This is a genomic window from Mycoplasma corogypsi, from assembly GCF_045276875.1.
Lineage (GTDB): Bacteria > Bacillota_I > Bacilli_A > Mycoplasmatales > Metamycoplasmataceae > Mycoplasmopsis > Mycoplasmopsis corogypsi.
Window position 1 is genome coordinate 101,599 of record NZ_CP174163.1, and the last position, 26,333, is coordinate 127,931.

General features: G+C 31.9%; 14 protein-coding genes, 3 tRNA genes, 2 rRNA genes and 1 riboswitch. Of the genes, 17 read left to right on the forward strand and 2 right to left on the reverse strand.

The window, feature by feature from the left end; genetic code table 4:
- Positions 1 to 3 precede the first annotated feature (3 nt).
- A riboswitch (TPP riboswitch) is annotated at positions 4 to 109 on the forward strand.
- Between the two features lie 30 nt (positions 110 to 139).
- Both cypl and ACJA23_RS00460 read left to right on the forward strand, forming a co-directional pair.
- Positions 140 to 1,291 (forward strand): ABC transporter thiamine pyrophosphate-binding lipoprotein p37/Cypl, encoded by a 1,152-nt coding sequence (gene cypl / locus ACJA23_RS00455; protein ID WP_406614255.1) that lies wholly within the window; start codon positions 140 to 142, stop codon positions 1,289 to 1,291.
- Positions 1,291 to 2,019, forward strand: coding sequence for an ATP-binding cassette domain-containing protein (locus ACJA23_RS00460; protein WP_406614257.1), 729 nt, complete (start codon positions 1,291 to 1,293; stop codon positions 2,017 to 2,019). The genes cypl and ACJA23_RS00460 overlap by 1 nt, the downstream gene beginning before the upstream one ends.
- An 81-nt stretch (positions 2,020 to 2,100) precedes the next feature.
- Here the strand turns inward: ACJA23_RS00460 and ACJA23_RS00465 are convergent, their stop codons facing one another.
- Complete coding sequence (locus ACJA23_RS00465) at positions 2,101 to 2,583, reverse strand: hypothetical protein (RefSeq protein WP_406614259.1); 483 nt, start codon at positions 2,581 to 2,583, stop codon at positions 2,101 to 2,103.
- 28 nt (positions 2,584 to 2,611) lie between these two features.
- On the opposite strand from ACJA23_RS00465, the gene ACJA23_RS00470 reads away from it, so the two are divergent.
- From ACJA23_RS00470 to ACJA23_RS00505, 8 genes are all read left to right on the forward strand, one after another.
- Positions 2,612 to 3,664 carry an ABC transporter permease subunit gene (locus ACJA23_RS00470; RefSeq protein WP_406614261.1) on the forward strand — a complete coding sequence of 351 codons (1,053 nt, stop codon included), beginning with the start codon at positions 2,612 to 2,614 and terminating at the stop codon, positions 3,662 to 3,664.
- Between the two features lie 277 nt (positions 3,665 to 3,941).
- Positions 3,942 to 7,607 (forward strand): DNA-directed RNA polymerase subunit beta, encoded by a 3,666-nt coding sequence (locus ACJA23_RS00475; RefSeq protein ID WP_406614263.1) that lies wholly within the window; start codon positions 3,942 to 3,944, stop codon positions 7,605 to 7,607.
- Positions 7,600 to 12,039 (forward strand): DNA-directed RNA polymerase subunit beta', encoded by a 4,440-nt coding sequence (gene rpoC / locus ACJA23_RS00480; protein WP_406614265.1) that lies wholly within the window; start codon positions 7,600 to 7,602, stop codon positions 12,037 to 12,039. The genes ACJA23_RS00475 and rpoC overlap by 8 nt, the downstream gene beginning before the upstream one ends.
- A 278-nt stretch (positions 12,040 to 12,317) precedes the next feature.
- Positions 12,318 to 14,066 carry a hypothetical protein gene (locus ACJA23_RS00485; protein ID WP_406614267.1) on the forward strand — a complete coding sequence of 583 codons (1,749 nt, stop codon included), beginning with the start codon at positions 12,318 to 12,320 and terminating at the stop codon, positions 14,064 to 14,066.
- Positions 14,067 to 14,234: 168 nt separating this feature from the next.
- On the forward strand, positions 14,235 to 14,876 hold the full coding sequence (locus ACJA23_RS00490) for a hypothetical protein (protein ID WP_406614269.1): 642 nt from the start codon (positions 14,235 to 14,237) through the stop codon (positions 14,874 to 14,876).
- 436 nt (positions 14,877 to 15,312) lie between these two features.
- Positions 15,313 to 15,810, forward strand: coding sequence for a dUTP diphosphatase (locus tag ACJA23_RS00495; protein WP_406614271.1), 498 nt, complete (start codon positions 15,313 to 15,315; stop codon positions 15,808 to 15,810).
- A gap of 231 nt (positions 15,811 to 16,041) precedes the next feature.
- A tRNA-Leu gene (locus ACJA23_RS00500) sits at positions 16,042 to 16,127 on the forward strand.
- Positions 16,128 to 16,231: 104 nt separating this feature from the next.
- Positions 16,232 to 16,305: transfer RNA gene (locus ACJA23_RS00505), tRNA-Gly, on the forward strand.
- Positions 16,306 to 16,498: 193 nt separating this feature from the next.
- On the opposite strand, the gene ACJA23_RS00510 is transcribed toward ACJA23_RS00505, so the two are convergent.
- Complete coding sequence (locus tag ACJA23_RS00510) at positions 16,499 to 17,638, reverse strand: YitT family protein (RefSeq protein ID WP_406614273.1); 1,140 nt, start codon at positions 17,636 to 17,638, stop codon at positions 16,499 to 16,501.
- 61 nt (positions 17,639 to 17,699) lie between these two features.
- Here ACJA23_RS00510 and ACJA23_RS00515 point away from each other — a divergent pair, with 61 nt between their 5' ends.
- From ACJA23_RS00515 to ACJA23_RS00545, 7 genes are all read left to right on the forward strand, one after another.
- On the forward strand, positions 17,700 to 18,680 hold the full coding sequence (locus tag ACJA23_RS00515) for an aspartate--ammonia ligase (RefSeq protein WP_406614275.1): 981 nt from the start codon (positions 17,700 to 17,702) through the stop codon (positions 18,678 to 18,680).
- Positions 18,681 to 18,883: 203 nt separating this feature from the next.
- Complete coding sequence (gene rplM, locus ACJA23_RS00520) at positions 18,884 to 19,318, forward strand: 50S ribosomal protein L13 (protein WP_406614277.1); 435 nt, start codon at positions 18,884 to 18,886, stop codon at positions 19,316 to 19,318.
- Between the two features lie 2 nt (positions 19,319 to 19,320).
- A complete protein-coding gene (gene rpsI, locus ACJA23_RS00525) occupies positions 19,321 to 19,716 on the forward strand; it encodes a 30S ribosomal protein S9 (protein WP_406614279.1) in 396 nt (131 codons plus the stop codon).
- Between the two features lie 56 nt (positions 19,717 to 19,772).
- A tRNA-Ile gene (locus tag ACJA23_RS00530) sits at positions 19,773 to 19,849 on the forward strand.
- A gap of 249 nt (positions 19,850 to 20,098) precedes the next feature.
- The gene (locus ACJA23_RS00535) at positions 20,099 to 21,136 is read left to right on the forward strand and encodes a hypothetical protein (protein ID WP_406614281.1); all 1,038 of its coding nucleotides are present in this window, start codon (positions 20,099 to 20,101) and stop codon (positions 21,134 to 21,136) included.
- A 278-nt stretch (positions 21,137 to 21,414) separates the two neighbouring features.
- Positions 21,415 to 22,917 (forward strand): 16S ribosomal RNA (locus ACJA23_RS00540).
- Positions 22,918 to 23,219: 302 nt separating this feature from the next.
- Positions 23,220 to 26,106, forward strand: a 23S ribosomal RNA gene (locus tag ACJA23_RS00545).
- Together the 16S and 23S rRNA genes form the textbook arrangement of a ribosomal RNA operon.
- Positions 26,107 to 26,333 lie beyond the last annotated feature (227 nt).

The following is a 26,333-nucleotide window of genomic DNA, read 5'->3' on the forward strand; positions in this document are numbered from 1 at the left end:
TTAAATATAGGACAGAGGTACTTATATTTAATTGTTAAACATAGGTTGAGAAATACTCTTATTAGCTGATCAGGGTAATGCCTGCGTAGCGAGTCTTTCTTTTTTTCGCTCCCTTCCTGTCCTAGGAAGGTTTTTTTATATGAAGAAATTATTATTTAAGTCAATTATGAGTTCGGTTTTATTTTTACCAGCTTTAGCTGTAAGTTGTGTTAAAACTGAACAAAAAAACAGTGAAGTCAAGTTATTAAAAATTAATTTACTAGGAAAATTTTCTCCTCAATATGAAGAAAATTTTAAAACTGAGTTACAAAAACAATTACAAAAAAGAGGTTTAGATAACCAAATAGAACTAAAAGCTAGCAGTGATAGTAGCTATGAGTTTCTATCACAGCAATTATTAAAAAATGAAATTTCATTAGCTTTTATGTCTGCTACATCAATTTACCAAAACATCGATGAATTCAAGCAAAAATGTTTTGAACCATATATTCAAACATTAACTAATGCTTTTAAAGGTGATTTAGTTAATGATTTTTATGAGCAACCAAATGGTTTAAAACTACAAGAAATTGCTTCAAATGAGTTTAAGGTTTATTCAAGAATACCAAGAGCGCAGTGAAATAATAAAGAAAATGGTATGAATTGAAATGGTACAGTTTATGTAGATGGTTATCAAAATTTAGGTCATGATTTAGTTGATTTCCAGCGTGGAATAATTGTTTTAGTAGCAACACCAGAACAAATTAGTGAAATCAAACAAGCTTGAAACAATAAAGATTGAAAATCTTTTTCTAAATTCCAAATCGGAATTGGAAAACCTAGTTCAGGAAGCAAATATCAACTTCCGAATTTATTATTTAAAAAGCATTTTAATAAAGCAGGAAATAATTTTGTTTCATTAAAAAATACCGAATTAGTTGAAAAAAATGCTATGCCTTCAAGTTTGAATAAAATGAATAAAGATACTAATATTCATATTTTCTTTGAAAATGAAGGATATTACTTATATAAACAAGTTCAAAACCCAGATGTATTCAGTCCAGATCCAGCTTCAAGACCAAATCAAGTTGTTGATTTTTTAACTGTTACAGACCCAATCCCTTATAATGTTGGAGTTTTCAACAATAATCTTTCAAAAGCTCAAAAAGAAGCAATAGCTGAAACATTTAAGGTATTAAAAGAAAATAACCAAAACACATGAGGTGATGAAAATGGGTTTAACGGCTTTAAAACCATCAAAAACACTGATGAATTTTGAAATAACTTAACAAAGGTTTATGAAGATAAATAATGATTGAATTTAAAAATGTAAGTTTAAGATACCCAGATAAAGCAGAAAACATTTTAAACAATGTATCACTTACAATACAAAAAGGCTATATCTATGGGTTAATTGGTAAAAATGGTTCTGGTAAAAGTACTTTAATCAAATCTATTTTTGATAAAGAACTGATTCAAAATGGTTCTATCTATTTTGATGACAAAGATTTAAAAAATTTATCTAAACAAGAAACAAAAAAATTCAAAAATTTAATTAGTTACATTCCAACTCAATCATTATTTTTAGATGATTATGATTTTTATACTAATGTATTGTTAGATTTTGATCAATTTAATAATTGGTTTTATAAACTATTTCGCATTTTGACTAAAAAGCAAAAAGAAGATTTATGAAGTATTTTAGTCAACTTAAACATTGAAAAATATGCGTTTATACCACTAAAAAATCTATCTTCAGGTCAAAAACAGAAACTTAATATAGCATACTCACTATTTAAAAATAAACTAATAACATTAGCAGATGAGCCTACTAGTAATTTAGATATTGAAAACTCTAAGCAAGTTTTTGATTTACTAAATAAAAATAAAAAAAATTACAGTATTATCGCAATTCACGATATCACTTTAGCATTACAAGAGTGTGATTTTTTAATTTGTATAAACAAAAATCAAGTCGAAAAAGTGTTAGTCACTAGTGAAATTGAGCAAAAAGATTTACTAAAGTATTTTTATGACTAATTTTATCAACAATAGTAGAGCTAAATTAGGTAAATTTTACTCTTGTATTTTTATTGCTGTAGTTATATTTTTTATTTTTCTCTATAATTTAGGTTTTTTTGATTTTACTAATCCAAATTTTGATAGAACTATTAGGATTTTAAGAGATATTTTTAGTTTCCAAAGCACTGATCCAGATTTACCTGGTCTTAATTTGTGACTAATAAATTTAAAATACTTGTGGATAACTATAGAAATAACTTTATCTGCTAGTTTTTTTGGTGTGATAATCGCTTTTTTTACATCTATTTTAAGTGTCCCTAAACTGTATAAATACAAACTAATTCCATGAATTAATAGGGTTATTTGTATTTTATTAAGATCTTTACCAACGATTATTTTAATTTTTACCTTTAGCAACTTAATAATTGATAAAAAAGTAGCTGCATTTATTATTTTTAGCTGGTTTACTTGATTGTGAATGAACAGGTATTTTGTCGAAATTATTGAATCTACAGACTTTTTAGCTTTTGTATTAGCTAAAAAATCATCTAATAAACCAATCAAATCCTTTATTAAATACATTCTTATCTTTAATAAAAATAAATACTTAATGAACCTATTTTTAGCGATCGAATCAAATATAAGATGAAACACAATCTTAGGTTCAATTGGTATAGTTGGTATAGGATTTTTCTTTAATAGTTACTATAATAAATATCAATTTTTAGGTATAACTATTTTTTATATAATGGTTTTAATTTTAAGTTTAGAACTTTTGATGTTCAGCTTTAATAAGTGAGTTTTTAAGAATAATAGTTTTTACTTTAAAAACTTAAATATCGACTTAAAAGTAAGTTATAACTACAAAAAATGGTTATTAATTTTAACTTTTATTTTCTTTGTTATCTTTACGTTTTCCACAATTATAAGTTTAGTTATAAACATTTCAAAAAACGGTTTTATAAATACAACTTATTATCAAAATTCTTTATCAAAAATGTTTAATTTTGATTTTAGTGATATTTACCAGTGAAAAATATATTTAACTTTAACTCAACAAACTTATGTTGCATTATTTTTAGGATTACTTTTAAGCCTTATTTATGCATATTTTATGCCTGAAAAACTAAATAAAGTTGTAGTTAGTATAGGATTTAAAATCTTCTTAAGTTTTATTAAATCTATGCCAGTTATAATTTTCTTTTTTATATTTAATCCACTAGTTAATACACATACTGCATTGATTTTTATACTGACTATATCATCGTTTAGGTCGCTAATCAAACAAATAAATGAAGCAATTAATTCTCTAGATCAAACACAACTCAACTTTTTTAGGAATATAGGTAAATCCAAAAGACAAATTTATTTATATTATGTTTTACCAATTATTAGAAAATATTTATACTCATTTACATTATTTGAAGTTGAAAAAACATATAGAAATTCCATCACTTATAGTGTATTTATAGGTGCAGGGATTTATCCGATTATTGAAAATTATCAAAGATTAGACCAGTATCAAAAAATTCTGCCACTAGTTTTACCGGTTATTATTTTCTTTGTTTTTTTAGAGATTTTGTATTTATTTTTTAAAAATCACAATCTAAACAAAATTAAAACTTTCATATTTAAATTAAAAACAAAACAAAGTGTAAATTAGCACTTTGTTTTTTTTGTTTTAAAATAATTTTCTTTCAGTTAAAAAATTATTTTTTACCCAAAATGACTATATATTCAGCAAATTTGTTTTTATTAAATATTAATTTAAGCCGTACTTATACCATAAAAAATAAAATTTGCACATTAATAAATTAATTATGAGTTTTTATGGTAAAATATAAGCACTAATTTAAATAGCAGCTAGCCTGCACATAATCATCAACGATTTAGAGTGTTTATTTTCATAAATTGTGATGAAAATAGATGAAAGGAAAAATATGCAAGAAGCAAAATACAAAGTTCGTAAGTTTGGTCCTATCACAGAAAGAAGAGACTATTCAGTAACAAAACAAAGTCTTCCTCTTTTTGACATTTTAGAAGTTGGAAAAGAAAGTTTCAAATTATTTATCGAAGAGCGTGTTAAAAAATGCCTAAAAGAAATTTATCCAATTACTTCTTCTAAAGGGGATGTTTCTTTACAACTTTCTGACCCAAATAACTTCATTAAATGAGAGTTTCCATTTAAGGGAGATGAAGAAGGTAAGGAAATTAAAAAATGTAAAGCTAAAGGAACAAACTTTAGTGCAAAACTACATGTTCAATTAAAAAGTGAGGTAACAAGCTCTGGTATCGTAGAACCTTCAAGCGTTTTACTAGGTGAAATCCCATACATGACATCAGGTGGTAGTTTTATCATCAACGGATCTGAAAAAGTTATTGTTTCTCAGTTAATTCGTTCACCAGGTGCTTACTTTGGACTTAATGTTCGTAACAAACAATCAAGTGACCTTTTCAACAAACTTGAAATTTTACCAAGAATTGGTTCTTGAATTGAAGTATCACACAAAGTTACATCATCAACATTAGACACTGTAAAAATTAAAATCGACAAAAGTAAAAATATTAACCTTGCAACTTTCCTTGGTTCATTTGGTTTAACAAAATCAGCTATCCACAAACTATTTGGAGATAGTGATTTATTAAATGAAACTTTATCTAGGGATAAAATTTTAAGTGCTTACGACGAAAAAGAAAACGAAGAAAGAGCTAAAAAAGAAAATGCAAACCTTCCTGAAGGTGCAGAAAAAAGATTTGCTCACCTTGAATTAATGAATGCTTGTCAATCTGAATTATTCTCGAGCTTAAGAAAAGGTGATCGTTCATCAACTCAAGCTATTCGTTCTCTTATTCCAGGTATGCTTTTTGATAAAAAGCGTTACAGTTTATCTGAAACTGGTCGTTATATGCTTAACTTGAAGCTTTCAGTTTTAGACCGTATTGTTAACACATATTTAGCAGAAGATGTAAAAGTAGCTAATGGAAAAATTTATCCAAAAGGTACTCACATTGATCATAAAATTGCTAAAGAAATTCACGATGCGATGCTTTCAGGTGATATTCACTCAAAAACTATCCCAAGCATTGATCCAAAATTAGTTTACTTTGACTTAAATGTTAAAAACAATGAGAAAAACCTTGAAAAACGTGTAAAATATGTTGCTATTAAGGTTTACCCTTCAAAAACTTGAATGTTAGAAAAAGCTGATAAGCCAGTTAAAGTTATCGGAACTGACCCAAAAGCTACAGAACAACATTTAATTCTTCCTGACATCATTGCCGCAATTAACTATTACTTCAACTTACTAGATGGTATTGGGCAAGATGATGATCCGGATTCATTAACAAACAAACGTATTGTGTCAGTTGGTGAATTATTAGAAGGTCAATTAACTATTGCGTTAGCTAAATTAGAAAAAACAACTCGTGAAAGAATGGGTGCTAAAGAAGCTACAAAAGTAACACCAAAAAATGTTACAAACAACAAGTTAATTACAAACCAAATGAAGACATTTTTCAACTCTTCAAAATTTTCACAATTCATGGATCAAATCAACCCACTTGCTGAAGTTTCAAACAAACGTCGTGTTACATCTTTAGGACCTGGTGGTCTTAACCGTGATACTGCACAGTTTGAAGTTCGTGACGTTCACTCAACTCACTACGGAAGAATTTGTCCAATTGAAACTCCAGAGGGACAAAACATCGGACTTATCCTAAACTTCGCTACTTTTGCTAAAGTTGATGATTTAGGATTCTTAAAAACTCCATACTTTAAAGTTAATAATGGTGTTGTTGATTACAATGATGTTCGTTATTTAACAGCTAGTGAAGAAATTGGTTACTCATTTGCTCAATCATCAGTTGAAGTTAACGAAGAAAACCGTATTGTTTCACCTGTTTTAACAATTAGACGTAATTACAACTATACAATCGGAACACCTAACGACATTGATTTTATCGAGGTTTCTTCAAAACAAATTGTTTCTGTGGCTGCTGCTGCTATTCCTTTCTTAGAAAACGATGATGCTAACCGTGCACTTATGGGTTCAAACATGCAACGTCAAGCGGTTCCTTTAATTCAATCAGAAGCACCACTTGTTGCTACTGGTATAGAAGCTGATATTGCTAAATTCTCTTCATATAACTTAACTGCTAAAAATGAAGGAACAGTTGTATTTGTTGATGGAACAAAAATTAAAATCGAAAAACCTAACGGTAAAATTGACCAATATTCATTAAGAAACTTTGAACGTTCAAACCAAGGTACACTAATTCAACAAAGACCAATTGTTAGAGCCGGTGACTATGTTAAAGAAGGTGATTTACTAGTTGATGGTACTTCATTTAAAGATGGTGAAATGGCACTTGGTAAAAACGTTCTAGTTGGTTTTACTACTTACAAAGGATATAACTTTGAGGATGCTGTTATTATTAACGAGCGTCTAGTTAAAGATGATGTCTTTACATCAATTCACATCGAAGAACACTCAATCCAATTTAGAAATTCACGTGCAGGAAATGATGAATTAACTGCTGATATACCACATTTATCAAGAGCTGCAGGAAGACATTTAGATGAAAACGGTATTGTTAGAGTAGGTTCAGAGGTTTCTCCTGGTGATGTTTTAGTTGGTAGAACTTCTCCAAAAGGTGAAGAAAATCCAACACAAGAAGAAAAACTTTTAGCTGCTATTTTAGGTCAAAGACCTTTAAATGTAAAAGATACTTCACTAAAAGTTAAAAACGGACATGGTGGAACAATTATTCACACTGAAATTTTATCTAGAGACCAAGGTGATGTTTTAGAAGAAGGTGTAGATAAAATTGTTAAAGTTTCTGTTGCACAAAAACGAAAAATAAAAGTTGGTGACAAAATGGCTGGTCGTCACGGAAACAAAGGGGTTATCTCTATTGTCTTACCAGAAGAAGATATGCCATATTTAGAAGATGGAACACCATTAGATATTATGTTAAACCCACAAGGTGTGCCTTCACGTATGAACATCGGACAAGTTTTAGAGCTACACTTAGGTATGGCTGCTAAAAAATTAGGTGTTAAGTTTGTTACTCCTTCATTTGATGGGGTTAAGAAAAATGACATCGAAGATGCTTTAGTTGAAGCCGGATTAGATAAAACTGGAAAACAAGTTATTATCGATCCAATTACTGGTAGAAAATTCGATAAACCAATTTCAGTTGGTGTGATGTATATGCTAAAACTTAACCATATGGTTGATGACAAAATGCATGCACGTAGCATTGGACCATACTCACTTATTACTCAACAACCTCTTGGAGGTAAATCTCAAAACGGTGGACAAAGATTCGGAGAGATGGAAACTTGAGCTATCGAATCTTATGGTGCTGCAAACGTTTTACAAGAGATTTTAACTTACAAATCAGATGACATTGCTGGACGTAATGAACTATATACTGCTTTAGTATTAGATAAAAAATTACCAACAGCTGGACTACCTGAATCATTTAACGTTTTAAGTTATGAATTAAAAGGTTTAGGTATGAAATTAGACATTGAAACTGAAAAATTCGATGAAGATGGTTCAATGATGCAACATTTAGAAGGAGAAGACCACAATGAATAAAAAAAATGAGCAAATTTCACTAGAAAACATTCAAAGAGTTTCTCTTTCTCTAGTTTCATCAGAAGACATCTTAGAATGATCACACGGTGAAGTTACTAAACCAGAAACCATTAACTATAAAACTTACAAACCCGAAAAAGGTGGATTATTTGACGAATTAATTTTTGGTCCTATGACTGATTACAAATGTCCACTTTGTGGTACAAAATACAAAAAAACAGATGAAGGTTCTATTTGTACAAGAACACCTTCATGTGAAAAATATCAGCCAGAAATTCTACCTAAAATCACTCGTAGAAGTAGAATGGGACATATTAAATTACATAACCCAGTTGTTCACTTTTGATTCTTCAAAATTGACCACTCTATTATTTCTAAATTATTAGGTTTAAGAGGACTAGATAATAATAAAGCAGTTGTTAAAGCTGATTTAGAAAAATTAATTTACTACAAATCTCACATCGTTTTAGAAAATGGTTCTTTAAAATCACTAAAGAAAAACACAATTATTGACATTAACGATGCTGCTAACATTTATTTAGAAGCATTAGAAGAAATGTTACAAAAAGCTGAACCAGGTTCAGAAGCTTATGAAGACATTGAAATGTCAATTCAAGAACTAAAAGATGAAGCTTCTTCACAATTAGGAAAAGACTTTGGTATTGACTTTTACAAATACAATGAAATTATTGAAATGTATGAACCAGGAGCTAAAATTTCAACTGGTTCACAAGCTATCAAATACTTACTTGAAAACATTGACCTAAAACAAGAAGCTAAAGAAATTCAAGCTGAAATTGATGCATTAAATAATGTTCTAAAAAATTCAGAAAACAAAGACGGAAAAATTCAAGAACGTCAAAGACTTTACAAACGTCTAACAATTATTAACTCATTTATTAAATCAGGTCAAAAACCAACAAGTATGTTAATTCATAACTTGCCAGTTATTCCTGCTGATTTACGTCCATTAGTTCAATTAGATGGTGGTCGTCATTCAACTAGTGATGTTAACGAACTATACCGTCGTATCATTATTAGAAACAACAGACTTGAAAAATGAATTGAACAAGATGCTCCGATGTTAATCACACAAAACGAGTATCGTATGATTCAAGAAGCTGTCGATTCATTAATTGATAATGCTCGTAAAAAACCTACACCAGTTACATCAAAAGATGCACACCCACTTAAATCTATTTCTGACGCTTTAACTGGTAAAAAAGGACGTTTCCGTCAAAACTTACTTGGAAAACGTGTTGATTACTCTGGACGTAGTGTTATTGTCGTAGGTCCAAACTTAAGAATGCACGAAGTTGGTATCCCTCGTGGAATGGCGGCTAAATTATTCGAACCATGAATTATTAGACTGTTAATTAAAGAAGATCCAACTGTTACATCAGTAAAATCAGCTAAAAAGTTAATTGATGCGCTAGATCCAAGAATCTGACCATATGTTGAAAGAGCAATTGATGGTAGACCAGTTCTATTAAACCGTGCTCCTACATTGCACCGTTTATCAATTCAAGCTTTCCAACCTGTTTTAATTCGTGGTAAAGCTATTAAACTACACCCACTTGTAACTGCAGCGTTTAACGCTGACTTCGACGGTGACCAGATGGCTGTACACGTTCCTATTTCTGAAGCTGCTGTTAGAGAAGCTAAAGAATTAATGCTTTCATCAAGAAATATTCTTGGACCTAAAGATGGAGAACCTATTGCTAACCCATCACAGGATATGATTTTAGGTATTTACTACTTAACAATTGAAAAAAGTGGTGAAGAAGCTAAAGGTGAAGGTTCATACTTTGGATCAATAGATGATATGAAACTAGCTTACGAACGTGGATTAGTTTCATTACACTCAAGAGTTGTTATTCCAATTAAATCATTAGGTAAAAATAGTGTTACTAGAAAGGCTCAACCTGATGATGCATACTTAGTTTCAACAGTTGGTAAATTTATCTTAAACTCTGAATTACCAAGTGATTTTGAATTTATTTTTGGTAAATATGTTGAAAGAACAGTTAAATTCGATTCAAACGGAAACGAAAAAGTAGTTGAAAAAGAAGTAATTCATACTTCAGAAAAACATTTATCTCACTACACACTTAAATACGGTGATGATTTTGTTGAAAAAATCAAACAAATGAATGTTAATGTAGCTTTAAACAAAAAAGACGTATCATGACTAGTTCGTCAAATTTACGACAAATTTGTTGCTGTTATAACAATGCAAGATATTGCAGAAGTTATTAGTCAAACTACACAAATTAACTACAGAGATTCACTTGATCAATGTAAGAAAATGTTAGACTACAACCACGAAAAAATTTCACTTGAACATGCTGAATTAATCAACAATTTAATTATTAAAACATTCGATTCTATTCAATACGATAACGCTAATGCTAAACTAGAAACATCAAAAATTCAATGGACAATTGACGAATACACACGTGCATTAGAAACTATTTGATTTGAATACACTAACTATGTTGCTTCTATTCTAGATACAATCAAAGATTTAGGATTTAAATATTCAACTGTTTCAGGTACAACAATCTCAATTACTGACATTACTACTTTAGATACAACTAAAGAAAAAATTAGTGATGGTGATAAATATATTGAACAATTATCTGAATACTTTGAATTAGGTTACCTAACTGATGATGAACGTTACAATCTAGTAATTAACAAGTGAACAGAAATTAAATCAGAAATTGAAAAAGACCTTAAAGAAGTTACTAAATCAGATTTAAATAACCCATTATTTATGATGTTCACATCTGGTGCTCGTGGTAATGCATCTAACTTTACTCAGTTAGCTGGTATGCGTGGATTGATGCAAAACAACGCCAAAGTTCTTAAAGCCGATGCTGAAAACGACCGTGTGGTTCGTTCAACTGTTGAAATTCCAGTTAAATCATCATTCCTTGACGGACTTAGTGCATATGAGTTCTATTCATCTACTCACGGTGCTCGTAAAGGTCTAACTGACTCTGCGTTAAACACAGCTAAATCAGGGTACTTAACACGTAGATTAGTCGATGTAGCTCAAGGTATTGTTGTTAGAGAAGATGACTGTGGAAGTGACTATGGATTCTTAGTTAAAGATATTAAAGATACTAAAACAGATACAGTTATCGAAAGCTTACGTGATAGAATTGAAGGAAGATTTACAAACAAACCAGTTTATAATCCAAAAGATAATAGTATTTTAGTGCCTAAAAACACTTTAATTACAGCTAGTTTAGCTGACGAAATTATCAATAAACATGGTATTACAGAAGTTGACATTCGTTCAGTGCTTTCTTGTCATACTAAAAATGGTGTATGTAAACGTTGTTATGGTAAAGATTTAGCAACTAACAGAATCGTAAACATTGGTGAAGCTGTTGGGGTTATTGCTGCTCAATCAATTGGAGAACCTGGTACACAGCTAACTATGCGTACCTTCCATACCGGAGGGGTTGCTGGGGTTTCAGATATTACAGGTGGTTTTGGTAGACTTATTGAGTTAATCGATGCTTATGACTTCCCTTGAGGTCGTCCTGCTGTTATTTCAGACAGATATGGAGTTGTAAAAAGAATTTACAAAGCTAAAGATAAAGCTGGTAATGAAACTGATACAACTGTAGTTGAAATTCAATACAAAAACACAAATGGTTCATACGATATTATTTCTAAAAACGGTAAATCATCACAAAAATGCCGTGTAAAAGAAGGTGATAGAGTTAAACCAGGACAAAAAATCTTTGAAGGACCAATTATTCTTAATGAATTACTTCAATGTGCTGATGCTCGTGCAGTTCAAAACTACTTACTAAAAGAAATTCAAAGACTATATCGTTTACAAGGTATCTCAATTTCAGATAAATACATTGAAATCATCATTAGACAAATGCTTTCAAAAATTATGATTCTAGACCCAGGAGATTCTAACTTCTTTAGAGGTGGTTTAGTCGATACATTTGTATATCAAAGAGAAAATGGTAGATTAATTGCAGAAGGTAAAAAACCTGCATTTGGTGAAGTTAAAATTCGTGGAGCTAAACAAACACCACTTCTTAGTGATTCATTCTTAGCTGCTGCTTCATATCAAGAAACTGCTAAAATTTTAGTTAACTCTGCAATTGCAAATCGTTCAGATAATCTTGAAGGACTAAAAGAAAATATCATTTTAGGACTTAAAATTCCTGCAGGAACAAACTGTAATTACGAAAGAAAAGGTAAATACGATTTACCAAACCCACAAACTTACTTTGATAAAAACTTTTCATTAGTTGACACACCTTCAAAATACTTTGATATGGGCGATAATTACAATGAAATTCAAGAAATGATTGAACGTAGTCAAGAAACCGCTGATGATTACTTTGATAACTTCACAGCCGATGATATTGATATTAGTGATAGTTGAGACTAATTTTCAAATTAATAATTACAAAAATAAAAATGCAAGTTTGGCTTGCATTTTTTTATTAAAGTTTTTGACCTAAAACACTGAATTTACGACTATTTTAATTTTTTTACACTAAAAATTCATGTGTTTAGATTATTTTAAATGTGCGAATTTTGCACAAACATCATATTTATTATTACTATTATTGTTCGTTAAATAGCTACTGTTATATAATTTAATATATAAACAAAAGCGATCTTTTTATATGTAATATAAAAAGTTATATTGCTATGGAGGTATCCATGAAAAAGAAAAATAAATATTTAATTATAAGTGGACTAACATCAATTTCAACTAGTGCTTTACTTTTAAGCGCTTCATGTATGACACCTGAAAAAGAAGACGATAAGAAAAACGATTCAGTGGCAAATGTTTCTAGTGAAATTAGTGCAGAAGTTCAATTACCAAATAACGAAGAAACTAAAAAAGAAGTGGTTGTAAATACAAATAGTGAAGTTAACACAACTAATTCTGACAATTATGCTTCATCAAATAGTTCAGAAACTCCAGTTGTTCCTGAAACAAACGTTGACGAAACTAGAGTTAATGAAACAAGAGGTGAAACTGAAACTTCTGAAGCAACAACTAGTGTTGATAATTCAAGTAATGACACTTTTGAAACAAATACTGACACATCAGTAGCTGAAGTTAACACTAACGAAACTGCATCTAATACTTCTTCAGCTGCAGAAGAACCTAAAGGGACTGTTGTTCATGTCTCTGGTTCAACTGTTACTTATTGAAGACCTCCTACAGAAGAAAAAATGAACGCTTTAGGTGGAAATCGTTCTTCTTCAAACAACAATAATTCTGGATCAAGAAGAAATAATCGTCCACAGTATGAGTCAAGAAATACTGATAATTTAATAAACGTTGTTGCAAGTTTAACTGATATTAAAAATCAATCAGTAAATAAGGGAACCAATGACACTGTAGAAGGCAGAAACCCTGAATTTACTAGATATATTAATGCAAGAAATCAAATTAGACAAAGTATTTATAATAAAAAAGATGGCAAATTTGATTTTAAAGATTCATTTTACTTACCAGGTTCTAAACAAGATAGTAATGGTTTTTGTTGAAACTTCGCAACTGTAAAAGTTTATGAAACTTCATTACAACTATCACTAGGTGAACACATTGACTTATCAGAATTAGTTACCGCTACAACTAGATTATTTAGTGAAGGTGGTGATTTTGTCAACTATTCTGCACCTAATGAGGATCCAAATCAATATGCAGAATTAGGTTTTTCACTTGAAAGTGACTTTCCATTTGATACTTCATATTACACTCATACACAGCAAGCTATCGCATTAAGAGCAATGTTGAGTGCCAAAGGTACATCAAAAAGCTATGATGTAGTAACACCGAAATGATTTAAGGAAACTAACTTCTGGCGTGAAAATACAGATGTGGAAATGATGAAATATTGAATTAAACAAAACGGTGCTATCTATAGTGGTTTATCACAATTTACTAGAACTATAGATGATGTTTCTTATTACCCTGCAGGTTGATCTATCCCACATGCTGTTGCGTTTATAGGTTGAGACGATAATTGAGTAAGTAAAAATGGTTTACACAAAGGTGTATTTATCGTGCACGATTCAGCTATTTATACAAATGATTCAACTTGTTATATGCCATATGATTTATTTTATTTTTCAGGACCAGGTAAAACTTTTGAAAACCTAAGGTTTGAAAATACCTCATTCAACTTAGGAAACAACGGTTTTGTTGGAGTTGAATTAGATTACAACAAAGTTAGTGTTTTTGTGTCAAATAGAAATAATTTTAACGCTGAAACATATAATGTTTTCAATATGGGCGATGATATTAATATCGATTATCAATTTACTCAAAGTAAATATCGCAATTTAAAAGTAAACATTTATTATGATAATAAACTTGTTAATAATTTATTCAATATTCAAAAAGAAGCAGGTGTTTACGAAAAAACAAATGTACATGCAAAAAATGCTAGTTAACTAAATACTGGAACTTATAAGGTTACTTTAACATATCATAACAATGAGACAGGCAAAGAAGAAACAATAATTAAATCAATCCACATTAAAGACCCAATTGGTTTCTACGAATTCAAAGTTCAGTCAGCATTCGAATATGGTAACAATGAAAATAGAAGATATCATTTAATGCCATTTGGTTATACATCATTCGGTAAAAACTCGCGTGAGTTAACCCCAGTAATTGTGGATAGAAATGGAGCAATTGATTTAATTTCAATTGAACTTTCAAAAACTTATTCTAATCCAGATGTTGTTTGAAGATTCAATGGTCAAGAACCAAAAAGATTAGGTAATGATGATTTTGACCAAGTTAAAGTATTTAATTTCCCTGAAAAATTAAAACCAGGTCTAAATGAATTTAAATTAGTTGGTACATATAAGGGAAGAAGTAAAGAGTGAGTATTAAAAGTTTATAACAACAACAAAACAACATCTAAATATCAAGACCATGATTATATATTAACAAAGGTATATACAAATGTTTATGAATCTAATAAAGAGTCTACATTAGTTAACATTGTTTGAGATCGTAAACAAAGTAAAAGAATTTATTTTGATTTAGAAAATAGATTCGGTAAGAAAATCAAAAATGTTAAGTATCTGATTACTCAAGGTCCTGATTGACCTGTAAGACGTACATTCTTTACATTAGATAAAATTAATAAAAATAATCATTGAAATGAATTAAGTTATGATGCAGATAAAAAAAGATTGATATGTAGAAGAAGGAAGAATGGATACGCCTACTGATACAAATGGATCATATAAAGCGCCATATGGTATTTATACATGACTTTGAAATGGTACAAATAAAACCCAATTCCTTAATATCGAATTCGAAGATGAAACTCATTAATTCTTAAAATCATCTTCTATAAATTTCTAAAATAATTATATTGTGCAGTTGAGCCGAATTTAAATAATTTGGTGTCTAACTGCACTTTTTTTTTATTAAACTTTAAACCTAAAGATAATGTTATTTTTGTTCACATGTCTAAACAATAAATTAAATGAATTAAGCTGAATAAAAATATTCATCTATATGTCTTAGGGACTATAGCATGTGTAATTTCGCTCTCAAAATATTTTTATGTGAAGTACATTTGTGCTCTTTAATATGCAATAATTGAGTTATAATCCCACAATAAAGCAGTATTTAGTTAGCTAAACTAAATTATTTTTGTTATTGGTTTATAATTTTAATATGAATTTAGAAACAATATTTAAATTGCAAAAAGAGCTAGATGATCAAATCACTATAAAACGTCAAAAAAACTTCCCAGAGATTAAAAATTCTGAAATCATTAGACAAAAATTAATTGCTTTAATGGTAGAAGTAGCAGAATTTATTAACGAAGTTCAAAGTTTTAAATACTGAAAAGTCAACAAAAAAGTAAATAGTGATTATGTTAAAGAAGAATTCGCTGACATTCTTCACTTTATTGTAACATTTGCCAATGAATTTGAATTAAACCCAACTATTGAACCAAAAATTGTTCATCAAGACATTAATGAACAATTTATTAGTTTATTTATAAGCGTTTCAAAAATGATGCAAACACTTAATAAATCAACAATTTTAGAGGCTTTCGAATTAGCTTTAGGTTCATTTATTAAGTTGGGATATACTTATGGAGATTTAGTAAATTCATATGTAGCTAAAAATAAAACCAATCACGAACGTATTAAAGAAAATTATTAATTATGTAGTAAAAAACCTCGCACTAACTTCAGCGAGGTTTTTATTTAATGATTTGACAATTAGTGTACATAAATAAGAATTACAAACAAATATATTTATTCTTTTATGCTGATTAAATCAGTATAAAAGAATTTGTAAATCAGGTAAATGACACAATAACGCAATTAAATGCACTAAAAAATAATGAATTATTTAAATAATTATACTTATTCATATATAATATTATTAATTGCCCTAGTGGTGGAATGGTAGACACAAGGGACTTAAAATCCCTCGGTAGCAATACCGTGCTGGTTCAAGTCCTGTCTGGGGCACCAATATTTATTACTAAAAATACTATATATTCATTATTTTAGAATTTTTTCTAAAATAAACTTTGAAAATATTATTTATATTGTTATAATATTCTTGCACTTAAAATGCGAGTGTAGTTTAATGGCAGAACTTCAGCCTTCCAAGCTGACTATGAGGGTTCGATTCCCTTCACTCGCTCCAATTCAATGATTAATAAATCATACTATTATTAACGACAATTAACCCCTAGAACACATAAGTGTAAACCTAACTAGTCTGCTTTATAGTTAGGTTTTTTTATTTATTTTTAAATTGTTTTTTATTCAAACTCATAAAATACATTGTTATTGGTTAATAAACTATATAAAAAAGCTGACTACTGTCAGCTATTATTTTAATCTTCAACAAACATATATCCATCACCTTTTTTGATATTAATAATTGAAATAAATAAGTCATTATTAATATTTTTAGTTAATTGAAATAGGTAGGCTGCATCTAAATAATAAGTATTTGTTGTGATCATAAATTTTTGTTTCTTTGAATATCCACCAATGACTTGATGAATAGAAAAAGTAAATTGCCGGTCAGATTTACTGTTTATTAAATCAATGAGTTCAAATGGTGTATCACAAAAGATTTGTGTTTGCACCATTTTATATTTTGGAAATGATAAGTTAACTACACCAGCATGAACTAAAAGCATCACAAAACCAGCAATAAAGTTTGGACTAATAAATAAATTTAATTCAAAAGCTTTAGCTGATAAATCGCTAGCGCTAGCAGCGTTATTTAAAATGGATAAACTAGCTGGAATATATGTTCCAATAATATTGGCTAAAGTTAAAGCGATAATATTTAAGATAAAGAATATAGAAGCAATGTCACGTTGTTTAATTTTAGCTATATACATACCTAAAATATCAAATCCACCAGTACTTCCAGCTAAAATGATAATAAATGAAGCAGCTAGTCCTTGTAAAAATCCTCATCCTATTGAATATAAAAAGACAGCAATGTGTTTAGTTGAATCACCTAGGTAATCTCATAAAATTATTTTCACTTGTTCAGAACTAAAAAACACTGGTGAATTAGCATTTAAATTAGCAAATAAATAGACTTTACTAATACCAGGAATAAATCCAAAACCAATACCAAACAAAGTAAAGCAAAATAAATAATAACAAGTATAAAAAGTAAATTCTTTACTAATCTTTTTATAAGATAAAACTAGTAGAGGAATATTTAAGACAAAATATATTCCTCAAAAGCAAATGTTAAAAGCTACATATCCAGCAGTAGATGAGCCGATTAAATAGTAAGCTAAATTTCCAATTCCTTGCCCAAACGCTTCTAGACCCAGAGCGTATAATCCAGTATTTTGGAGTAAAAATACTCCAAATAATCCCATTACCAATCCAACAAGAGTTATAACTAACAACTTGCCTTGTATAGTTTTGATTTTATACAGAAAACTAAACGCTAAAACAGTTGATTTAATTCTCTTTCTTGTATATTTTGTTGTTTGTTTCATACCGTTTTATTATATAATTTTTTTATTACAAAAATTAAGCTAAAACCTTGATAGGAGAACTATGTATATACCAAAATTAAGTGTACGTCAAACACAAAGTGCAATTCAAGATTTAAAAAACTTATTTCAAGCTAATTTACGTAAAAATTTAAATTTAACATGTGCTACAGCTCCGCTTTTTGTTTCTAAAGCATCAGGATTAAACGATGGTTTATGTGGAGAAGCACCGGTTTGATTTTTACCTCTAAATTCAGATGAAAGACTTGAAGTAGTGCATTCATTAGCTAAATGAAAACGTGATGCATTGCAAAAATATCATTTTGCTCCATATGAAGGTTTATACACTGATATGAATGCAATTAGAAGAGAAGAAACTTTAGATGCAACTCATTCATATTATGTAGATCAATGAGATTGAGAAAAAGTGATTTTAGATAAAGATCGCCACTTAAGATTTTTATTTGATTCAGCTCAAAGAATTTATAAATCAATAGTTGATACTCAAAAACAATTACACGAATTATATCCAAGTTTAACTACTAAATTACCTGAAGAACTTCACTTTATCAAATCACAAGATTTAGAAGATAGATATCCTAATTTATCAATTGACGAACGTGAATATTTAGCAGCAAAAGAATACGGAGCAATTTTTATTTATGAAATTGGTTATCCATTAAAATCAGGTATTGCGCATTCTAAACGTGCTTTTGACTATGATGATTGAAAACTAAATGGTGATTTAATTGTTTATTCAGAAGCTAATGATCGTGCTATTGAACTATCTTCAATGGGAATTAGAGTTGATGCTACTTCAATTGTTGAACAAAGCGGACTAACAAAAGATGAAGTAGAAAAATTATCTCCATACCATAAACAAATCGTAAATAACGAACTACCACTTACAATTGGTGGTGGAATTGGACAAAGTAGAGTAAGTATGGTACTTTTAGAAAAACAACACATTGGTGAAGTACAAGCTAGCTACTGACCAGAAGAATATAGAGAAGAACTTCGTAAAGAAGGAATTGAACTGTTATAGTACACGATCAGAAAAATAAATGTTTTTGCAACATTTATTTTTTATCTCTGAAAAATTTAGTATATAATAAATTAACAGCAAAATGTGTTTTTTCGATCGCTTTATTTTGCAAAATAATTTATTTTCGTCTAAATTTTTCTGTGGTATAATAATAAAGCAATTTAACAAACCAACCAATTAACAAATTAACGTAGGAGGATAACATGAGACAAACTACTATAGTAAATAAGCATAATGTAGAAAAAAAATGATATGTTATTGACGCTGAAGGACAAGTGTTAGGACGTTTAGCAGCATTTGTTGCTTCAACACTTAGAGGGAAAACAAAAGTAAACTTTACACCACACACAGATATGGGTGATAACGTTATTATTATTAACGCTGAAAAAGTTATTTTAACAGCTAATAAAGAAGAAGATAAAGTTTACTACTCATACTCAGGTTACCCAGGTGGTTTAAAAAGCATTACTGCAGCTAAATTAAGAGCTAAAAAACCTACAGCTTTAATCGAAAAAGCGGTTTCAGGAATGTTACCCCACACAAAATTAGGTGACAAACAACGTCGTAACTTATTTGTTTATGCAGGTCCAGAACACAAGCACGAAGCACAAAATCCAGAAAGACTAGAGGTTAGATAATTATGACTAAAGCTATTGAATACCGTGGTTTAGGAAGAAGAAAATCTTCTGTAGCACGTGTTAAATTAACACCTGGTAAAGGTAAATTCGTTATCAACAAACGTGAAGCTCGTGACTATTTAACATCTGACATTTATTTAAAAGACGCTAACCAACCATTTGTTTTAACTGAAACATTAGGAAAATTTGATGTATCAGTACGTGTACAAGGTGGTGGATTAAGTGGTCAAGCTGGAGCAATCAGATTAGGAATTGCTAGAGCATTATTAGAGGCTAGTGCTGACTACCGTGCAGCATTAAAAGCAGCTGGAATGTTAACTAGAGATGCAAGAGCTAAAGAACGTAAAAAACCTGGTCTACGTGCAGCACGTCGTGCAAGACAATTCTCAAAACGTTAATTTATTTTATATATTTTCTTGTCTATTATAAATTTTGTAATATAATAGACATACATGCGAGCGTAGCTCAGCTGGTTAGAGCACACGACTGATAATCGTGAGGTCGATGGTTCAAGTCCATTCGTTCGCACCATTTACTAAATTTATAGTACCTATACAATAGAATTAAAATTGGTAATTATTCAATTACCAATTTTTTATTTTCTTTTATATTTGAACAATAACTATATAATAATAATGTTAGTATGCATAGAGATGAGCAAGAAATTAAAAATTATTTAACAAATCTCAAAAAATTGGTGTATACTATTAGAGTATTTTAATGTTTAATATCTTTTTGAATAAGTCAGATAGAGTATTACAGCGCTCTTTGAATGACATTATGTTTATTTTTACTAAAGTTTTTAATCTTAGTAAAAATCAATCACTAAGTTTAAAAGTTTATGCTACCAAAGACCTCAAGCATAAAATTGATAATACTTATTATATATTTCACGACAATAATAATTTTATTTATGCAATATTAGTTTTTGTTGACATTGGAAATAGTCAATTAGAACTTAAAAAGTTTTTTGAAATTACCGATATTCATAAAATTAAACTAATTTTTAACGAAAATAATTTAAAAGCATGAAATTTGAAATGATTACCAATTGATGGCATTAAAAATATCGAGCCACCAATTTATTTTTTAGCGCAATTAAATAATTTAGCTCATTTAAAAGAAGTCGTTAAAAAATACATTAATGCTTTTCAATATAATTACTTAATTCGTTTTAGAACCTTAAGAAATACTTTTGTTTCGTTTAATGCCAATGAAGTTAGATCTCATTGATATGCTAGAGATATTAAATTCCCAATCAAAAAATTAACTAATTGTACATTTGCAAATGTTTACAGATTACACTTACATTTACAAAAATTTTATAAAAGTAATGATAAGTTGCTAATGTCTGATCTTTATACAAACCTAGGCACAATACCTAGACGTGTTTTAAGAGAATTTTACTTATTTTATGAAAACCTTGGACTAATAAAGGATAGAAGAATTGTTTTTCTTAACTTTAAAACACAAAGTATGGCTTATAAAGAATTATTCAAAATGATATATGATGAATTTGAATTCTTTATTAAGATGTTAAGCCCATTTGTTTTAATTAAATTAGATCCAAAACTAAATACTATTCAATTTATAGTTAATTTACCAACTATCAATGATACGATAAGAAACATAATTGAATCTAAAGACTTTCAGTGATATATGAAAGTTTTTGATAGAGATTTAGGATTAATTAAAGTTATGTATAGAACTAAAAAGATTTACTTAAACTTTAATCCATTTAATTATTCAATAGAAGTTTTAGAAAAAATTATTAACGGTCATGTATCAGCTAAAAGATTAAAAGCTAAGACGAAATAACAACAATAATATCCATATAATGTGGATATTTTTTATTCGATCTAAATTTTTAAAATAATTTAAAAAAAGTTTTTGTTTTATTTTGTTTATTGTTATAATAATTAAGCAACTAAACAGAAGCCTTAATTATTAGCAATTATTAATAATTTGTTATTAATAAAAAAAGTTAAAAAATTATTTTTGTAAAAATTTTTTTAATATATAATAATTAAGCAAACAAAAATTGCGAACTATAAAGTTCTTTGAAAACTAGATATATACAATACATGACAGTCAATTTTTTCGAGAGTTTGATCCTGGCTCAGGATGAACGCTGGCTGTGTGCCTAATACATGCATGTCGAGCGAAGTCTTCGGACTTAGCGGCGAATGGGTGAGTAACACGTACTTAACATGCCTTTCAGATTGGGATAACGCTGAGAAATTAGCGCTAATACCGGATACTTATATTTATCGCATGATAGATATATAAAAGGGGGGTTTCCCTCACTGGAAGATTGGGGTGCGTAACATTAGCTAGTTGGTAAGGTAATGGCTTACCAAGGCGATGATGTTTAGCGGGGTTGAGAGACTAATTCGCCACACTGGGACTGAGATACGGCCCAGACTCCTACGGGAGGCAGCAGTAGGGAATTTTCCACAATGGGCGAAAGCCTGATGGAGCGACACAGCGTGCAGGAGGAAGGCCTTCGGGTTATAAACTGCTGTTATAAGGGAAGAAAAAGTAGGTTAGGAAATGAACTTACCTTGACGGTACCTTGTCAGAAAGCAACGGCTAACTATGTGCCAGCAGCCGCGGTAATACATAGGTTGCAAGCGTTATCCGGAATTATTGGGCGTAAAGCGTCTGTAGGTTGTGTGTTAAGTCTGGCGTCAAAACTTGGGGCTCAACCCCAAATCGCGTTGGATACTGGCATACTAGAATTGTGTAGAGGTTAGCGGAATTCCTAGTGAAGCGGTGAAATGCGTAGATATTAGGAAGAACACCAACTTGGCGAAGGCAGCTAACTGGGCACATATTGACACTGAGAGACGAAAGCGTGGGGAGCAAACAGGATTAGATACCCTGGTAGTCCACGCTGTAAACGATGATGATTAGCTAATGGAATCCATTGGCGCAGCTAACGCATTAAATCATCCGCCTGAGTAGTATGCTCGCAAGAGTGAAACTTAAAGGAATTGACGGGGATCCGCACAAGCGGTGGAGCATGTGGTTTAATTTGAAGATACGCGTAGAACCTTACCCACTCTTGACATCTTCCGCAAAGCTATAGAGATATAGTGGAGGTCAACGGAATGACAGATGGTGCATGGTTGTCGTCAGCTCGTGTCGTGAGATGTTCGGTTAAGTCCTGCAACGAGCGCAACCCTTTTCCTTAGTTAGATGATCTAGGGATACTGCCGGAGTAATCCGGAGGAAGGTGGGGACGACGTCAAATCATCATGCCTCTTACGAGTGGGGCAACACACGTGCTACAATGGACGGTACAAAGAGACGCAATACGGCGACGTGGAGCAAATCTCAAAAAACCGTTCTCAGTTCGGATTGTAGTCTGCAACTCGACTACATGAAGTCGGAATCGCTAGTAATCGTAGATCAGCTACGCTACGGTGAATACGTTCTCGGGTCTTGTACACACCGCCCGTCACACCATGGGAGCTGGTAATGCCCGAAGTCGGTTTTGTTAACTACGGAGACAACTGCCTAAGGCAGGACTGGTGACTGGGGTGAAGTCGTAACAAGGTATCCCTACGAGAACGTGGGGATGGATTACCTCCTTTCTACAGAGTACAATAATCGTTCTTACGATGATACAACCTTAACAAGACTATTTCATATTTAATTATTTAAGCGTCATGTACAAAGTTAATAGTCCTTTGATATATCTAGTTTTGAGAGAACTTTCTCTCTTAATGTTCTTTGAAAACTGAATAGTAAAGATATTACAACGACATCAAATTGTAAATAAATTAATAAAATGGTTAATTTGTTTTGATATTGATACCGAGTAATTATTATGTAAAAATAATAATTTATTGAAATGTCTTTGAATATACATCAACAATAGGTCATATTGTTACACTTTTAAATAAGTAAGAGTTTGTGGTGGATGCCTTGGGTCTGGAAGTCGATGAAGGACGCGATTACCTGCGATAAGCCTCGTGGAGCTGGATATGAGCTACGAAACGGGGATTTCCGAATGGGGGAACCTAACTAGAGTAATTTCTAGTTGCTATATTCTGAATACATAGGAATATTTGCGAGACACGTTGTGAACTGAAACATCTTAGTAGCAACAGGAAGAGAAAATAAATAATGATTCCATTAGTAGCGGCGAGCGAAATTGGAAGAGCCCAAACCACGATTTAGTGGGGTTGTAGGACTATCTACACGAAGTTACAAAATTATGATATAGCAGAATAAGTTGGGAAACTTAAGCATAGAAGGTGATACTCCTGTATGCGAAATGTCATAATCTTCTGATAGTATCCTGAGTAGGGCGAGGCACGTGAAACCTTGTCTGAATCTGCCGGGACCATCCGGTAAGGCTAAATACTAACCAGACACCGATAGCGAACTAGTACCGTGAGGGAAAGGTGAAAAGAACCCTGAAAAGGGAGTGAAATAGATTCTGAAACCACTTACTTACAAGTAGTCAGAGCGCGTTAATGCGTGATGGCGTACATCTTGCAGTATGGACCGGCGAGTTATGTTAACATGCGAGGTTAAGTAGAAAAAAGCGGAGCCGTAGAGAAATCGAGTCTGAATAGGGCGTCTAGTATGTTGACATAGAACCGAAACCATGTGATCTATCCATGAGCAGGCTGAAGCTTGGTTAACCCCAAGTGGAGGGCCGAACCGTAGTACGCTGAAAAGTGCCCGGATGACTTGTGGATAGCGGAGAAATTCCAATCGAACTTGGAGATAGCTGTTTCTCTCCGAAATAGCTTTAGGGCTAGCGTCTGATGTTAAACTTTGGTGGTAGAGCACTGAATATGGAATGGCCGCGCCTAGCGGTACTGACTATAATCAAACTCCGAATACCATTGTGTATTATCAGGCAGTCGGAACCGGGGTGCTAACGTCCCGGCTCGCGAGGGCAACAACCCAGATCATCAGCTAAGGTCCCAAAATTGTGTTAAGTCAGAAAGGTTGTGTGATTTCATAAACAACTAGGAGGTTGGCTTAGAAGCAGCCATCCTTTAAAGAGTGCGTAATAGCTCACTAGTCAAGAGATCATGCGCCAATAATTTAACGGGAGTAAAACACAATACCGAAGCTATGGGTATGAAAATACGTTAGGAGAGCGTTCTAAGTGCGGCGAAGTCAGACCGTGAGGACTGGTGGAGCGCTTAGAAGTGAGAATGCCGGTATGAGTAACGATTCGTGGTGAGAATCCACGACGCCTATTGGGAAAGGTTTCCTGGGCAAGGTTCGTCCACCCAGGGTTAGTCAGGACCTAAGGAGAGGCCGAAAGGCGTATCCGATGGACAACAGGTTAATATTCCTGTACTAGCGTAAATAAGTGATGGAGTGACGGAGAAGGAGAGCACTACCTATTATTGGATTTAGGGGTAAGTGCAAAGTGGTGAGTATAGTTAAATGCGTACTCTAATACTACAATGTACGATGCATAGCACTTTTGTGCGAATTGTGTGGCTTCATGCTTCCTAGAAAAGCTTCTAAGCGTTATAAAATTTATGCTACCTGTACCGAGAACGGACACACGTTCCCAAGATGAGTATTCTAAGGCGAGCGAGAAAACCAACGTTAAGGAACTCTGCAAAATTACCCTGTAAGTTCGCGAGAAAGGGTGCCATCCCTAAAAAGATGGCCACAGTAATTGTGAGGGGCAACTGTTTATCAAAAACACAGCTCTCTGCTAAACCGTAAGGTGATGTATAGGGGGTGAAGCCTGCCCAGTGTCCGAAGGTTAAGCGGATGCGTTAGCTTTATGCGAAGCGTTGAAGTGAAGCCCGGATGAACGGCGGCCGTAACTATAACGGTCCTAAGGTAGCGAAATTCCTTGTCGGCTAAATACTGACCTGCACGAAAGGCGCAATGATCTCTCAACTGTCTCAACGTTGGACTCGGTGAAATTATGGTCCAGTGAAAACGCTAGGTACCCGCATCAAGACGAAAAGACCCCATGGAGCTTTACTACAACTTCGTATTGGAACTTGGCCTAACATGTGTAGGATAGGTGGGAGACATTGATTTTGAGGCGCTAGCCTCAGAGGAGTCGCCGTTGAAATACCACCCTTGGTATGTTGAGTTTCTAACCTGCTACCGTTATCCGGTAGGGGACAGTGTGTGGTGGGTAGTTTGACTGGGGCGGTCGCCTCCTAAAAGGTAACGGAGGCGTTCAAAGGTACACTCAATACGGTCAGAAACCGTATGCAGAGCGCAAAGGTAGAAGTGTGCTTGACTGCGAGACCTACAAGTCGAGCAGGTGCGAAAGCAGGACTTAGTCAATCCGGCTATACGTTATGGAACGGTAGTCGCTCAACGGATAAAAGTTACCCTGGGGATAACAGGCTTATCTTGCCCAGAGATGACATCGACGGCAAGGTTTGGCACCTCGATGTCGGCTCATCGCATCCTGGAGCTGGAGTCGGTTCCAAGGGTTTGGCTGTTCGCCAATTAAAGCGGTACGCGAGCTGGGTTCAGAACGTCGTGAGACAGTTCGGTCCCTATCTGATGTGGGCGTTGGAATATTGATGAGAGCTGCTCTTAGTACGAGAGGACCGGAGTGGACGTACCGCTGGTGTTCCAGTTGTTTCGCCAGAAGCACAGTTGGGTAGCTAAGTACGGAAAGGATAACCGCTGAAAGCATCTAAGTGGGAAGCCTCCTCAGAGATGAGTATTCCCTTGAAATTCCTTGTAGACGACGAGGTTGATAGGATGGAAGTGTACGTGTGGTAACACATTTAGCTGACCATTACTAATAAATTGATAGGTTTAAAAGTTGAAATGTATATTCAGACATTTTAATGAATTATTATTTACTATTCAGTTTTGAAAGAACATTGCCCAAGAGGGCTTTTTTTATACTTTTTTTAAATATTTTTTATTAATCTAATTCATTTATCATGCAATAAATTATCCTAAATAAAGCTTATACATTAGTTAATTTAAATAGTTAAAGACACTAAAATACTTAAGTATGAATTGCTCAAGTTTATACCAAAAAATT